This is a genomic window from Idiomarina sp. 28-8, from assembly GCF_000320945.2.
In the GTDB taxonomy this organism is placed as follows: domain Bacteria; phylum Pseudomonadota; class Gammaproteobacteria; order Enterobacterales; family Alteromonadaceae; genus Idiomarina; species Idiomarina loihiensis.
This window is the reverse complement of sequence record NZ_DF266789.1, coordinates 345,387-360,556: the sequence shown is the minus strand read 5'-3', so window position 1 is coordinate 360,556 and position 15,170 is coordinate 345,387. Positions and strand designations below refer to the sequence as shown.

9 protein-coding genes are annotated in these 15,170 nt (G+C 49.5%); 8 read left to right on the top strand and 1 reads right to left on the bottom strand.

The window, feature by feature from the left end; all coding sequences use genetic code 11:
• The 6 genes from RJ32_RS01800 to RJ32_RS01780 form a co-directional block, all read left to right on the top strand.
• On the top strand, nucleotides 1-1,230 hold a 1,230-nt coding region (locus RJ32_RS01800), incomplete at its 5' end, for a 2-oxo acid dehydrogenase subunit E2 (protein ID WP_034818554.1).
• Nucleotides 1,231-1,341: 111 nt separating this feature from the next.
• The gene (gene lpdA, locus RJ32_RS01795) at nucleotides 1,342-2,769 is read left to right on the top strand and encodes a dihydrolipoyl dehydrogenase (RefSeq protein WP_011233721.1); all 1,428 of its coding nucleotides are present in this window, start codon (nucleotides 1,342-1,344) and stop codon (nucleotides 2,767-2,769) included.
• A gap of 134 nt (nucleotides 2,770-2,903) precedes the next feature.
• Nucleotides 2,904-4,973 (top strand): M13 family metallopeptidase, encoded by a 2,070-nt coding sequence (locus tag RJ32_RS01790; RefSeq protein ID WP_034818508.1) that lies wholly within the window; start codon nucleotides 2,904-2,906, stop codon nucleotides 4,971-4,973.
• Between the two features lie 11 nt (nucleotides 4,974-4,984).
• Nucleotides 4,985-5,338 (top strand): hypothetical protein, encoded by a 354-nt coding sequence (locus RJ32_RS14690; RefSeq protein ID WP_145914804.1) that lies wholly within the window; start codon nucleotides 4,985-4,987, stop codon nucleotides 5,336-5,338.
• 43 nt (nucleotides 5,339-5,381) lie between these two features.
• On the top strand, nucleotides 5,382-6,626 hold the full coding sequence (locus tag RJ32_RS01785) for an efflux RND transporter periplasmic adaptor subunit (protein WP_034818507.1): 1,245 nt from the start codon (nucleotides 5,382-5,384) through the stop codon (nucleotides 6,624-6,626).
• Between the two features lie 8 nt (nucleotides 6,627-6,634).
• Nucleotides 6,635-9,736: an efflux RND transporter permease subunit gene (locus tag RJ32_RS01780; protein WP_034818505.1), complete on the top strand. Its 3,102-nt coding sequence runs from the start codon at nucleotides 6,635-6,637 to the stop codon at nucleotides 9,734-9,736.
• Nucleotides 9,737-10,025: 289 nt separating this feature from the next.
• On the opposite strand, the gene RJ32_RS01775 is transcribed toward RJ32_RS01780, so the two are convergent.
• The gene (locus tag RJ32_RS01775; protein WP_011233726.1) at nucleotides 10,026-10,904 is read right to left on the bottom strand and encodes a LysR family transcriptional regulator; all 879 of its coding nucleotides are present in this window, start codon (nucleotides 10,902-10,904) and stop codon (nucleotides 10,026-10,028) included.
• A 106-nt stretch (nucleotides 10,905-11,010) separates the two neighbouring features.
• Here RJ32_RS01775 and RJ32_RS01770 point away from each other — a divergent pair, with 106 nt between their 5' ends.
• On the top strand, nucleotides 11,011-12,078 hold the full coding sequence (locus RJ32_RS01770) for an efflux RND transporter periplasmic adaptor subunit (protein WP_034818503.1): 1,068 nt from the start codon (nucleotides 11,011-11,013) through the stop codon (nucleotides 12,076-12,078).
• On the top strand, nucleotides 12,078-15,131 hold the full coding sequence (locus tag RJ32_RS01765) for an efflux RND transporter permease subunit (RefSeq protein WP_034818502.1): 3,054 nt from the start codon (nucleotides 12,078-12,080) through the stop codon (nucleotides 15,129-15,131). The genes RJ32_RS01770 and RJ32_RS01765 overlap by 1 nt, the downstream gene beginning before the upstream one ends.
• Nucleotides 15,132-15,170 lie beyond the last annotated feature (39 nt).

Genomic DNA, 15,170 nt, shown 5'->3' with positions numbered 1-15,170 from the left:
ACTATGGATGTGCCTTGCCCTGAAGACGGCGAAATTGAAGAAATGCTGGTGAAGGTCGGCGACAAGGTGTCGCAGGGCTCAGTTATTGCCAAGCTGAAAGTTTCGGGCGGCGCTGATGACTCTGAAGCTGAAGAGAAAGACTCAGCGAAAGAAGAGAAATCAGAATCTAATAAAGAATCTGATAAGAAGTCCGAAGATAAAGACCAGAAGCAAGAAAAAGACAGCGGCAGCAGCGTTAAGCCAAGTAGCGAACGCCAGCCGCCGGTTCCTGATCACCCAAGCCAACGTAGCGATCGTAAAGAAGGCATTCTGCATGCGTCACCTGCGGTACGCCGTGTGGCTCGTGAATTTGGTGTCGACTTATCGCAAGTGAAAGGCTCGGGTCCTAAAGATCGTATACTGAAAGAAGACGTGCAGGAGTTTGTTAAATACGAACTGTCCCGTCCAAAAGCCGTGGCTGGTGCAACAGGCCAGGGTGGCGGTGGATTACAGGTTATTGACCCGCCTAAGGTCGACTTCAGCAAGTTCGGTGAAGTGGAAGAAGTTCAGTTGTCGCGCATTCAGCGTAAATCTGGACCAAACCTGCACCGTAACTGGGTGACTATCCCTCACGTAACACAGTTCGATGAGGCCGATATTACTGAGCTGGAAAACTTCCGTAAGTCAGAAAACGAAGTGGCTAAGAAGAAAGATCTGGGCTTCAAGATAACGCCGTTAGTGTTTATTTTGAAAGCGTGTGCCAAAGGCCTGCGTGAGTTTCCAACTTTTAATTCGTCCTTGTCAGAGTCGGGTGAATCACTGTACATGAAAAAGTACGTGAACATTGGCGTTGCGGTTGATACGCCAAATGGTCTGGTGGTTCCGGTTATTCGTGATGTCGACAAAAAAGGCATTTACGAGCTTTCGGAAGAGCTGGTGGAAATTAGCTCGAAAGCGCGTGACGGTAAGTTGAAAGCAACCGATATGCAAGGTGGGTGTTTCTCAATTTCCAGCCTGGGCGGTATTGGTGGTACAGCCTTTACGCCTATCGTGAATGCTCCTGACGTGGCCATTCTCGGGGTTTCTCGTAACGAGATGAAACCGAAATGGAACGGCAAAGAGTTTGAACCACGTCTGACTCTGCCATTATCGTTGTCATACGATCACCGTGTTATTGATGGTGCTGAGGCTGCGCGTTTCACCGCCTATTTAAGTGGTGTATTGGGAGATATCCGCAAATTGGTGCTTTAAGCACCAATTGGGGTAGGAAATACGAAAAAATTCGCGCTACAATAGCGCCACATTTAGCGTTGACTGAGCGCAGCCGGTGGCTCAACTGGCTGTGACAAAAAAGGGGTTAACATGAGCGACAAAATTACAACACAGGTAGTGGTGTTAGGTTCGGGCCCGGGCGGATATTCAGCAGCTTTCCGTGCAGCTGACTTGGGTCTGGATGTTGTTTTGATTGAGCGTTACAGCACCTTAGGCGGTGTTTGCCTGAACGTTGGCTGTATCCCGTCAAAAGCATTGCTGCACATGACCAAGCACATTGAAGAAGCTCAGCACCTGGCAGAAGAAGGTATTGAGTTTGGCGAACCGAAAATCGACCTGGATAAGCTGCGCAAACACAAAGAAAAAGTGGTTGGCCAGTTAACCGGTGGCCTTGGCCAGATGTCAAAAATGCGCAAGGTAAAAGTTGTTAACGGTTACGGCAAATTTACCGGCAGCAACACCATTAAAGTTGAAGGCGACGACGGCGAAACCGAAGTTAAATTCGATAACGCGATTATTGCTGCGGGCTCTCAAGCCATTAAATTGCCGTTTATTCCGCATGACGATGATCGTGTATGGGACTCGACCGACGCGTTAGAACTGAAAGAAATTCCGAAGAAAATGCTGTTGTTAGGCGGTGGTATTATCGCGTTGGAAATGGGGCAGGTTTATGCGTCATTAGGTTCTAAAGTCGATGTGGTTGAAATGACTGACCAACTGGTACCGCCAGCGGATGCCGACATCATCAAGAACTTCAACAAGCAAATCAAAGGCCGTTTTGAGAATATTATGCTCAATACTAAAGCGACCAATGTTGAAGCGAAAAAAGACGGTGTGTACGTGACCTTTGAAGGTGACAAAGCGCCAAAAGATCCAGTCAAGTACGACGCTGTACTGGTTGCTGTAGGCCGCGCACCAAACGGTAATAAAATTGACGCAGACAAAGCTGGCGTTAATGTCGACGACCGTGGCTTTATCAAAGTTGATAGCCAAATGCGCACCAATGTTGACCATATCTTTGCCATTGGCGATGTTGTTGGCCAACCCATGTTGGCGCACAAAGCGGTACATGAGTCGCACGTGGCGGCAGAAGTGATATCCGGTAAGAAACACTTCTTCGAACCTAAAGTCATTCCTTCTATCATGTACACCAACCCGGAAGTTGCTTGGGCAGGTGTTACAGAGAAAGAAGCGAAAGAGCAGGGCATCGAATATGATGCAGTGACTTTCCCCTGGTCTGCTTCAGGCCGCGCTATCGCTTCAAACGCACAGCAAGGCATGACCAAGCTCATCTTTGATAAGAACAACCGTATTATTGGTGGTTCTATGTGTGGCACTAACGCTGGTGAATTGTTGGGCGAAGTTTGCCTGGCAATTGAGATGGGCTGTGATGCAGAAGATATCGCTCTGACTGTTCATGCACACCCAACCTTACATGAATCAGTTGGTTTAGCTGCTGAAATTCAGGAAGGTGCTATTACCGATATGCCGAATCCTAAGGCGAAAAAGAAGAAGTAACATTTTGTTACGATAAATCATCGGTAAAACGGCTGCATTCATCGCGAATGCAGCCGTTTTTTTTGCGCTGAATTTAACAATGCGCTAGTTTAGTGGGGTTAAAATAACGAACACAAAAGAAAGGGTAATAACCGATGAAAAAATTAACCGCTGTAGCGCTTGGCGTATCTATGGCTTTAACTCTGGGCGCCTGTTCTCCACAGCAGGAAGAATCAAAACAACAAACCCAGCAGGCTGAAGAAGCAAAACAAGAACTGAGCTCTGGCGTTGTACTTGAGAACTTTGATCACAGTGTTAAACCGCAGAACAATTTATTCCATTATGTAAACGGTACCTGGATTGATAAAACAGAAATCCCTTCTGATCGCTCATCTGTAGGTTCGTTTTTCGATTTGCGCGAACAAAATCAGAAACGTTTACGCGATATCATTGAATCAGCAGCCTCTTCTAACCCTGAACCAGGCACAAACGAGCGTAAAATTGGCGACTTCTTCAATGCCTATATGGATGTTGAAACACTGAATGAGCTAGGCGCAAAACCAATTGCGAGTGACTTAGACGCTATTCAGGCACTGGAAGATTACGACTCAGTTGCTGAGCATATGGCACGCATGTTCCGTGGTGGCGTTTCAGTTCCATTTGGTTTTTATGTTTACCCAGATGCGAAAGACCCGCAAATTAACGCGATGTATGTTTCTCAGTCAGGCTTAGGTCTGCCGGATCGTGACTATTACCTGAAAGACGACGAAAAGTTCGAAGAATTCCGTAACGCATACGTCGAATACGCGGAAGACATTCTGGGTATGGTTGGGGTCGAAGACGCAGCAGGCGCCGCAGAGCGTATTCTGAAGTTAGAAACTCAACTGGCAGAAATTCAGTGGAGCCGCGTAGAAAGCCGCGATGCGAATAAAACCTACAATAAAAAATCAGCCGACGAAGTTGCTGAAATGCTTAACAACTTTGATTTCAAAAAGTTTATCGAGACGTCTGAGTTATCTGATGTAAAAGAAATGGTTATTCGTCAGCCATCTTATTTTGAAGAATTTGGTGAACTGTTTAATGAAGTAGACTTACAGGCGTGGAAAGACTACTTGAGCTTCCGTCTTGTGAACGAGTACGCTTCTGCGTTAAGCGAAGATATCAGCAAGCGTCGCTTTGATTTTTACGGCACAACATTACGTGGTACACCAGAGCAGGAACCTCGCTGGAAACGCGCGGTTGATGCAACCAACAGCGTATTAGGTGAAGTGTTAGGTCAAGTTTACGTTAAAGAGTACTTCCCGCCAGAAGCTAAAGAGAAAATGGAAGGTTTGATTGAAAACCTCCGTGACGCTTATGGTCAGTCTATTCGTAACTTGGAGTGGATGACGGACGAAACCAAAGAAAAAGCTTTTGAAAAACTGAAGAAATTTGACCCTAAAGTAGGTTATCCAAGCAAATGGCGTGACTACAGCGAACTGGAAATTTCGTCAACTGACTTAGTTGCTAACTACAAAGCTTACGCCGAGTTCAATTATCAGGAAGAAATTGCCAAAATTGGTGGTCCTGTTGATGAAGAAGACTGGGGTATGACTCCGCAAACAGTCAACGCCTACTACAGCCCGGTACGTAACGAAATCGTTTTCCCGGCTGGCATTCTGCAGCCTCCATTCTTTGATATGGACGCCGAAATGGCAGTAAACTACGGTGGTATCGGTGCGGTAATCGGTCACGAAATGGGACACGGTTTTGACGACCAGGGCGCCAAATATGATGGCGACGGTAACCTGCAAAGCTGGTGGAATGATGCTGATAAAAAGGCGTTCGAGGAACGGACTCAGCAACTGTCTGAACAGTATAGCCAGTACGAGCCAATTGAAGGCCTTAATGTTAATGGTGACCTGACTCTGGGTGAAAACATCGGCGATTTAGCCGGCCTGACCATCGCGTACGAAGCCTACAAAATGTCATTAGACGGCGAAGAAGCCCCAGTTCTTGACGGCTTTACCGGTGAACAGCGCGTGTTCATTGGCTGGGCTCAGGTATGGCGCGGCAAGTATCGCGAAGACGCAATTCGTGAGCAGGTTATGAGTGACCCGCACTCGCCGGCGGAGTATCGAGTAAATGGTACTGTTGTTAACGTTCCGGCGTTCTACGAAGCCTTTGATGTTGAAGAAGGTGACGAATTGTACGTTGCGCCTGAAAACCGCGTTACTATCTGGTAATATAGCGGACTATGAAAACATTAACGGTTGTCTGGATATTGGTTACAGCACTGCTGGTGGGGAGTTTCTCCTCACCAGCAGTGCATGCTATGCCGATGTCAGACACCGTTAGTGCTTCGTCATCTCAGGATATGTCACAGCATGACTGTTGTGATGAGTCCGACATATCAATGGAGCAATCGAACTGCGACAGTGAAAGCTCCTTTTGCCAGCAGTGTGAACAACATTGTGCGGGTCAACTGGCGCTGTTGAACCCATTCAAACAACTTTCGCCAGCAGCATCCACGCACGCTGCCCATCCCCTTTATTCAAACCTTCCGGTTATTACTGAAACGCTGATACGTCCGCCGAAATACGCAGTTTAAGCCCAGTTTTTACGTCTTAAACCTTTGTTTTCGAGGAAATACCATGCGTTATTGGATAGCGATATTACTCCTGATCCCACTTCTATCCGTGGCTCAGGAACACAACCACAATCATTCAGAAGATCAAAACCCGTTTGAGCAGAGCTCCGAGTACGTGTGCCCTATGCACAGTCAGGTGGTTCGGAACGAGCCGGGAACCTGCCCAATTTGTGGGATGGATTTAGTCGAGAAAGAGCCTAAACAGGACCCTTCTGAGCATGAAGAAGAAAAAAGCTTCACCGTGTCGGAGTCCAGTCAGCAGGCTATTCGGGTAACTACCGCAAAAGCGGTTCGCAAAGACCTGCAACCGCAGCTTATGGCACAGGCTCAGGTACGCTGGCAGGAGTCCGCTCAGCGGCATATCCACAGCCGCGCCGAAGGCTGGGTAGAAGAATTACATGCTGACGTTGAAGGACAGTGGGTAGAGAAGGGTGACAAACTCTACAGCCTGTATGCACCAGACTTAGTTGTGGCTCAGGACGACTACCTGCAGTTACTTGATTCACTCTCAGATATCCGTAACGGTAACAGTCAGCAAAGTTTTAAGCGCCGCGGCCAGCAGCGTCTGCGTTTGCTCGGTATGAGCGAAGCGCAGATTAAAGCTCTGGAACAAGGTGGCGAAACCGAATATGTGGTCGATTACTACGCACCTGAGTCGGGCTATATTACCAGTCTGGATATTCAGGAAGGCATGTACGTGTCTCCGGGGCTTAAGTTGCTGACGCTGACGCAGGATAATCAACTGTGGTTCTTTGCCGATGTTCCGGCGCGTTACAGCAAACAGTTAAAAACCGGGCAAATGGCCCATATTTCTTCTGAGCACTTCCCTGGCGGCCACTGGATGAACACCATTGACTACATTTATCCGCAAGTTGATCCGGTAACCCAGACCATCAAAGTCCGTATTCCGGTTAATGACTCCATTGATCGGCTGCGTGAAGGACTCTGGGCGACGGCTCATATTGAACTGGAGGCAGTAAAAGATGCTGTGGTTGTGCCGGTTGCCAGCTTAATTGTCACCGGTGCCAATAACCGCGTGGTGGTAAAATCCGGAGCGCGCGAATTTGAAGTGCGCGAAGTCACGACCGGACTGCGTGTGGGTAACCAAATTGCCATTGAAGAAGGCCTGCAGGAAGGTGAGTTAGTGGTCACTTCGGGTCAGTTCCTTCTGGATTCCGAGGCCAGTTTGCAAGGCCTGGGTTTGGATAGCAGCAACAACGACTCTGCTGCGCCACAACACAACCACTAGGAGGTTTTATGTTAGCTCGTATTATTGAAGCCTCCATACGTAATTCGTGGATGGTGTTACTGCTGTTCTTAGGTTTGGCTTTCTGGGCGTTCCAGTCGTTGCAGCAAACTAAGCTGGACGCAATACCGGACTTATCGGAAGTTCAGGTTATCGTCAAAACCAATTACCCGGGGCAAGCGCCGGCGGTAGTGGAAGAGCAGGTGACGTACCCGCTTTCGAGCGTGATGCTGTCCGTACCTAAAGCCACCTCAGTGCGCGCTTTTTCGTTCTTTGGCGACTCTTACGTTTACGTTATTTTTGAAGACGGTACTGACCCTTACTGGGCCCGAAGCCGGGTGAACGAGTATCTGGATCAGGCACAAAGCCAGCTTCCGGATCAAGTTCGGCCGGAGTTAGGCCCCGATGCTTCCGGCATTGGTTGGGTGTATCAATACGCACTGGTCGACGAAACCAATCAACTCAATTTAGGCGAACTAACCCGCTTGCAGAACTGGTTTTTAAAACAGGAACTGCAAAGTGTGCAGGGGGTAGCAGAAATTGCCACGGTTGGCGGCATGGTTGAAACCTACCAGGTAGTGGTGCAGCCAGAAGCTTTACATCGTTATAACCTCACCCTGAACCAAATTAAGCAAAGCATTCAGCAGGCCAATAACGAAGTGGGCGGCTCTGTGATTGAAATGGGTGAAGCCGAATACATGGTGCGCGGGTTGGGGTATTTGAAAAGTGTCGAAGACATTCGAAAAATTCCATTGCCACTGTTATCACAGCAGCAGGGTACCGTGTTGCTGGAAGAAGTGGCTGATATTCGCATTGGGCCGCAGGTGCGTCGCGGTATTACCGAGCTGAACGGTGACGGCGAAGTCGTGGGGGGCATTGTGGTTATGCGCCATGGAGAGAATGCCCTACAAACTATTGCCGCCGTTAAAGACAAACTGGAAGAACTGAAACAGGGCCTGCCCGAGGGGGTTAAGGTAGTTCCGACCTATGACCGTTCAAGCCTGATCCAGGCATCGACAGACAACCTCACCACTAAGCTCATTGAAGAAATGTTCTTTGTTGCTGTGGTATGCATTTTGTTTCTCTGGCATGCACGCTCAGCGGTGGTGGCCATTATCAGTTTGCCACTGTCAGTACTGTTCGCAGTGTGGATCATGAACATGCTGGGTATCAGCGCCAACATTATGAGCCTGGGGGGAATCGCCATTGCCATTGGCGCGCTGGTGGATGCCGCCATTGTCATGATAGAGAACACCCACAAGCACCTGCAGAATTATCAGGAGCGGCACAAAATCGTGGCTAAAGGCTCGGCACGGCTTAAAATTGTTAATGAAGCCTGTCGCGAAGTGGGGCCTTCGCTGTTCTTCTCGCTACTGGTAATTACCGTCAGCTTTGTTCCGGTGTTTGTGCTGCAAGGCCAGCAAGGGCGTCTGTTTGAGCCTTTAGCCTATACCAAAACTCTGGCCATGGCCGCTGCCGCAATTATTGCCGTGACACTTATTCCCGTGCTGATTGCGTTACTGGTGCGCGGTAAAATACCCGCTGAAGAAAAGAACTGGCTGTCTCGCGGTTTAATTGCGCTTTACCGTCCACTACTGGCTTTTACGCTTAAGTTCCCTAAAACCATTATTGTACTGGCTCTTTTGGTTACCGCATCTGCCTGGCACCCTTATAAAGAGCTCAATTACGAGCTGATGCCGCCGCTACATGAGGGGGACCTCATGTACATGCCCACCACACTGCCAGGCATCAGTGTTGAAAGTGCCGGTAAGCTGTTACAGCAAACCGACAAGCTCATTGCTGCGCAGCCCGAGGTTGAGCGTGTATTCGGCAAAGTTGGTCGTGCTGACACCGCCACCGATCCGGCGCCAATGACCATGATAGAAACCAGCATTACGCTGAAGCCGGAAAGCGAATGGCGTGAAGGAATGACGGTAGATGACATTATTGCTGAGCTGGATGAGCGGGTGCAGATACCCGGCGTGACTAATGCCTGGGTACAGCCCATTCGTACCCGCATTGAAATGCTTGCCACTGGTGTTAAAACCCCGTTAGCCATTAAAGTGAGCGGTAGTGATTTTCGTGAAATAGAAAAACTGGCCACCCGTATTGAAGATACGCTTTCTGAACAGGGGGCAACCGGTTCCGTTATTGCGGAACGTTCCGGCGGCGGCCGTTACATTGAGATAGAGCCGAAATTGCGACAAGCGGCTCGTTACGGCCTGACCCAGGCAGATATCCACGAGCATATTCAGTACGCCATTGGTGGAGCAAATATAGCGACATCGGTACAGGGCAATGAGCGTTTTCCTATTAACTTGCGTTATCCTCGAGAGCAACGTGACCATATCGAGAAGCTGAAAACCCTGCCGGTTAAATCGACTTCCGGGCAGTGGCTTACTCTGTCCGATGTCGCCGATATAAGGGTAACTCAGGGACCGGCCATGCTGAAAAGCGAAGATGCCCGTTTAAGCAGCTGGGTCTTTATTGAACCGGCTAAAGGCGTCACGGTTGGTGACTATATTACCCAGGTTAGTGGCGTTATGGATAAGTTGGAAATACCGGTAGGTTACAACTGGAGCTGGACCGGGCAATATAAAGCCATGCAACAAGTGGAAAGTGACTTAAAAGAAATCATTCCTCTGACATTGCTGGTTATTTTGTTGTTACTGTACATGACCTTCCGTTCGCTACAGCAGGCGTTACTGGTGATAGGTACCTTACCGCTGGCATTAACCGGTAGCTTATGGCTGATTTATTTGTTGGACTACAACCTGTCACTGGCGGTTATTGTCGGCATGATAGCTCTTGCCGGTGTCGCTGCGGAATTCGGAGTGGTTATGCTGTTGTACCTGAACAACGCATGGAAAGCCGTGGGATACGACAAAAATCAGCTAAAAGCAGCAGTAGAAGAAGGTGCGTTGCTGCGCGTTAGACCGAAAGCCATGACCGTGCTGACCATTATTGTCGGCCTACTACCGATAATGCTGGGCGGCGGTGTTGGTAACGAAGTCATGCAGCGTATCGCCGCTCCTATGGTGGGTGGTATGGTACTGGCACCTCTAATTTCCATGCTAGTGATCCCCGCCGTGTTTTATCTAGCGCGGAAATAACGCGGAGTAGCCTGACATTTATGTCAGGTGAGGTGGAAGATAGCGAGCGCTGGAGGTTGCAGGAACCATTGAGGAGGACGCCCGTAAATACATCCCTGTAGGGCTTGGGCAGCGCCATCCATGGCGCCGCACACCTCCTCAATGGTTCGCCGCAACCGTCGGGCGCGCTCACTATCTGCCACCGCACCTGACGCAAACTGCACCGAGCTTTCCGCCCGGCATCTCACCTGACATAAATGTCAGGCTACGTGCTGTGATCGTCACGCGCGCAATTCCCCCAAAATTAACGTCAGGCGAAACTTTCCCAAATGGCGTTAGCCGCCGGGCCTAACGTCCTGTTTGCAGAGCGCACTAGGTGAATTTCCAGACGCACTTGCTGGACGAATCCGGGAATGCTAATTTCAACTAACTTGCCCTGCTCAAGGGCGTCCAGAGCAATGTGTTTAGGAATAATGCCCCAGCCAAAACCTGCCATTAGCAATTCAAACTGAGTGTTAACCTCATTTACCCTTATGCGCTGCTGGCTGGGCAGACGCAGTACTGCATCCAGATTAATGCCTATCTCCAGGTTTTGCGGCACCAGCATAGGCAGCTCTAATAAATCCTGGCGGCTTTGCGGCATACGACCAAACTCTTTCATTAGCGCAGTTGAAATCACAACTGTTAATTCAAACGGTGCTACCGGCAGGGTTTCAAAGTCGCCATATTGACGAAATAAAGGCAGCCAGGGGCACAAAGCTAAGTCGGCACTGCCGTTATCTATACGCTTCAGCGCCCGCATTTGTGACTCGCCGTCTACGTGCAGTTCGGTAGTCGGGTATTGCTGTTGAATGTGCTGGATGCTGGGCACCCAAAGCTTACTGTCGCAGGTATGGTCATAGCATAGTGTCAGCAGGGGTTCGGCCCCATGTTTCAACTGTGTTGCCAGCGACTGGAGACGCTGTTGCTGGCGCACCACTTCTTCTGCCTGGCGTAAAAAGTGTTGCCCCTGCTCGGTCAGTTCCAGTCGATAGCCATCGCGGTTAAATAGAGCGAAACCCGCGTTCTCTTCCAGTTTTTTTAAAGCCATGCTAACCGCGGACTGTGTGCGGTTGAGTTGCTCGGCTGTTTTTTGCAGACTACCGAGGTTAGCTACTGTGATCATCATTTTTAGGTGAGATAAATTCATTAAATTTTTCTGATTATCTTTTTAATTTTAATTCAATATAACTGTAACTATACTTACGGTAAACTTATTCCAATTAAATTTCCCTGAAAATATCGGAACCGAATTCATGCGCTGGCTGAAACCTCTTTCTATCGCTCTGGCCGCTGTTGTTGTAGCGGCGTGCAGTGAACAAGCAGAAGTTAATGATACTCAACAGGCGCGTCCCGCGCGGCTTATGCAGGTGGCTGAAGCCGACGGGCCGCGGCTACGTGAATTTCCTGCTGTGGTAGAGGCGGCCAAAGTGGCTCAACTGACGTTCCGTGTCGCCGGAGAAATTACTGAGTTACCAGCCCGCCCGGGTACCGAAGTCAAGCAGGGCGATCTCATCGCGCAGTTGGACCCAACCGACTACCAACTGGCTGTCGATCAGGCGAAAGCACAATATGAACTGGCATCATCTCAATACGATAGAAACAAAGTTTTGGTTAATGAAGGTGTCATGTCGGAAGGACAATTTGACCAGATAGAGTCAGAGCTCGCAGTTGCGAAATCAAACTACGAAACCGCCAAAGCGAATTTACGCTATACCAAACTGACCGCACCGTTCGATGGCGTTGTGGCGAACCTGGCCGTGGAAGCTTATGAAAATGTGCAGGCTAAGCAGCCTATTGTTACCTTACAAATCAGCAATGCTATTGATATCAGCATTAATGTACCGGAAAAACTTTTTGCCAAGGTCAAAAAACAAATCGATTACCAGCCTGAAGTGCGCTTTGATGCCGCGCCGGAATTCACTTATCCGGGTCACTTAAAAGAGTGGGATTCGCAATCGGACGGCGCGACGAATACCTACGAAGTCGTGTTCACACTACCTAAACCGCAAAATATCAATGTTCTGCCGGGTATGACGGCAACAGTTATTGTCGACATTAATGAAGTACTGCGTTCCTCTCAAATAGGCATGGTGGTGCCGGCAAAAGCGGTGTTTAGTGACACAAATGACGCTTCCTATGTCTGGGTTGTTAACGACGATATGCGTGTGCAAAAACGTAAAGTGAATGTCGGACCAATGACCAACGATGGCCTTACGGTACTTGACGGGCTGCAAGAAGGTGAAACCATCGTCATAGCCGGGGTTCATCAGATGAAAGAGAATCAGCAGGTGCGTGAATGGCAACGTGAACGGGGTCTGTAATGAATATAGCTCAATACAGCATGGAGCGAAAAACCACGAGCTGGATGTTATTTCTCATCCTGTTAATTGGTGGTCTGGTTGCCCTGACTCAGCTCGGTCGCCTGGAAGACCCCAAGTTCACAATTAAGCAGGCCATGGTCATTACGCCATACCCGGGCGCATCGGCTCAGCAGGTAGAAGAAGAGGTAACCTATAAGCTGGAAAATGCGATTCAGGAGCTAAGTTACGTTGACCACGTTAAGTCTATTTCCAAGCCCGGGTTGTCGCAAATAACGGTTGAGATGAAAAGCATCTACCGCGAAGAGCATTTGCACCAAATATGGGACGAATTGCGGCGTAAAATTAACGACACCAAAGGTCAGCTTCCTCCTGGCACCAGCGAGCCTATTATTCGCGATGACTTTGCTGACGTGTATGGCGTTATGATGGCCATTACCGGGCCCGATTATTCCTACAAAGATATTGAGCATTATGCTGACTTTTTGCGTCGTGAACTGGTTTTAGTTGATGGTGTAGGCAAAGTCACTCTTGCGGGAGAGCAACAAGAGCAGGTTGTGGTAGAAGTGTCGCGCTCACGCCTGGCAAATTTTGGGGTTCCCCCCAGCCGTATTGCTGGGCTGCTGCAAACTCAGAATGCCGTAGCAAACGCCGGACGGGTAACCGTTGACCAGGAAGCATTGCGCATTGCAACCAGCGGTGAATTTGCCAATGTGGAAGATATGGCAAAGCTGGTTATTAGTAACCCCGGCGCTGAACAGCGTATCTACTTGCGTGATGTAGCGACCATTTATCGTGAAACCAAAGACATTCCGGATCATGTGGTGCGCTATAACGGAAAGGCTTCCTTGTGGCTGGCATTGTCATTTGCGGATAACGTGAATGTTGTCGAAGTGGGAGAGCGTCTGCAAAAACGAATGGATGAGCTGGAGTATGCTAAGCCTATAGGGATGTCGGTCGACCGTATTTACGATCAGCCGCATCAAGTTGAAAACTCAGTTAATGATTTTCTGCTGAACCTGGTAGAGGCGGTGGCCATCGTTATTATTGCATTACTGCTGACCATGGGCTTCCGTAGTGGCTTGCTGATTGGCACGGTACTGTTGTTGACGGTGCTGGGCACCTTCATTTTTATGCGCCTGGGAGATATTAACCTGCAACGAGTTTCCCTCGGTGCGTTGATTATTGCGCTGGGCATGCTGGTGGATAACGCGATAGTCATTGCCGACGGTATTATGGTTGGTATGCGACGGGGCATGAGTAAAGTGGATGCCGCCGTTAGCGTGGTCAAGCAAAACCAGTGGCCGCTACTGGGAGCGACTGTTATCGGCATTATTGCCTTCGCGCCAATCGGTTTATCGTCAGACGCCACTGGTGAATTTGCCGGGAGTTTATTCTGGGTGCTGCTGATCTCCTTGCTGCTGAGTTGGGTGACTGCACTGACCCTCATTCCGTTTTTAGCCGACCGCTTATACTCTGCGAAGGACATTGGTAATAGCGATGAGCAGGACGATGTCTTTTCTCATCCGGTTTATCGTGGCTATAAGAAAATGCTGGCTGTTTGTTTGCGTCACCGCATTATCAGTATGCTGGTAATGCTCGTGACGTTGGTGGCAGCGGTGGTTGGATTCGGACAGGCGAAACAAGCATTTTTCCCGCCATCGACAACGCCGTTATTTTATGTCGATCTCTGGTATCCTCAGGGTACCGACATTCGTCATACCGAACAGGACTCTAAGCGCCTGGAAGATTATCTTCTGGAGAAAAGTGACGTCACTTCGGTTGCGACAACCATCGGGCAGGGCGCGCCGCGATTTACCCTGACGTATCTGGTGGAAAAAAGTTACGAAAGTTATGCGCAGTTGCTGGTACGGGTAGAAGGCAAAGACGCGATGGATGCGTTAATGCGTGACATTCGTGAGCGAATTCGTGAAGAGCATCCGGACGTTGAGGACAAACTGATACGGGTTGAAATTGGTCCGGCTACTCCGGCAAAGATTGAAGCACGTTTTTCCGGCCCGGATATTGGTACCCTGCGTGAGCTAAGTAAAAAGGCCCAGGCTATTCTTGCCGAGGATTCAGGCGCAGTAAACATTCGTTCCGACTGGCGTACGCCGACCAAATTGTTGCGGCCGGAATACGACGAAGCGGCAGGCCGGCGCGCCGGCATTACAAAAGAAGACGTGAACAATCTGCTACTGGCTAATTTTGTTGGCCGGCAAATTGGCATTTACCGCGATGGCACCGATTTATTACCGATAGTGCAGCGTGCACCCGCGGCAGAGAGGGTCGATTTAGACAACTGGCAGGAGCTGCAAATTTACAGTCCGGCGTTCGACCGTTTTGTACCTTTGGCTCAAGTTGCGCGTTCAATTGATGTGGTTTGGGAAGACCCTTTAATACTCCGTCGTGACCGTAAGCGAACACTCACTGTTATGGCCGATCACGACTTACTGGGTGAGGAAACGGCCGCGCAAGTATTTGAGCGGGTCCGGCCTAAGCTTGAGGGTATCGACTTGCCGCTAGGTTACGAATTAACCTGGGGCGGCGAGCATGAAGCCGCCGGTAAAGCCGAAAAAGCGTTGTTTGGTGCCTTGCCCTTAGGTTTTCTGGTGATGTTTATTATCACCGTGCTGCTGTTTAACAGCATTCGTCAGGCCGCTGTGTTGTGGACGACCGTACCACTTTCCATTATTGGTGTGACTGTTGGGCTCTTGCTTTTGGATAAACCCTTTGGCTTTATGGCGTTACTCGGCTTCCTCAGCCTTTCCGGCATGCTGATTAAAAACGGTGTGGTGTTACTGGAACAGGTTAATGCTGAGCTTGACGCCGGTAAAGAAGCAACCCATGCGTTAAGCGATGCTGCGGTTAGCCGTGTTCGTCCGGTAGGCATGGCGGCAGCCACCACCATTTTGGGGATGATCCCGCTGCTGTTCGATGACTTCTTTGCCAGCATGGCAACGGTCATCATGTTTGGTCTCGGTTTTGCCACTTTGCTGACCTTGTTTGTTGTGCCTGTCATGTACGCCATAGTGCAACGAGTACCGCGCCCGTAACCCGGGCGCATTCACCCCGTTTATACCCTGAATTATCTG

Bases quoted from the DNA above. Each gene is read 5' to 3' on its own strand.
- RJ32_RS14690 (WP_145914804.1), top strand. From the start codon at position 4,985: ATGAAAACATTAACGGTTGTCTGGATATTGGTTACAGCACTGCTGGTG.
- RJ32_RS01790 (WP_034818508.1), top strand. From the start codon at position 2,904: ATGAAAAAATTAACCGCTGTAGCGCTTGGCGTATCTATGGCTTTAACT.
- RJ32_RS01785 (WP_034818507.1), top strand. From the start codon at position 5,382: ATGCGTTATTGGATAGCGATATTACTCCTGATCCCACTTCTATCCGTG.
- RJ32_RS01775 (WP_011233726.1), bottom strand. From the start codon at position 10,904: ATGAATTTATCTCACCTAAAAATGATGATCACAGTAGCTAACCTCGGT.
- RJ32_RS01765 (WP_034818502.1), top strand. From the start codon at position 12,078: ATGAATATAGCTCAATACAGCATGGAGCGAAAAACCACGAGCTGGATG.
- lpdA (WP_011233721.1), top strand. From the start codon at position 1,342: ATGAGCGACAAAATTACAACACAGGTAGTGGTGTTAGGTTCGGGCCCG.
- RJ32_RS01770 (WP_034818503.1), top strand. From the start codon at position 11,011: ATGCGCTGGCTGAAACCTCTTTCTATCGCTCTGGCCGCTGTTGTTGTA.
- RJ32_RS01780 (WP_034818505.1), top strand. From the start codon at position 6,635: ATGTTAGCTCGTATTATTGAAGCCTCCATACGTAATTCGTGGATGGTG.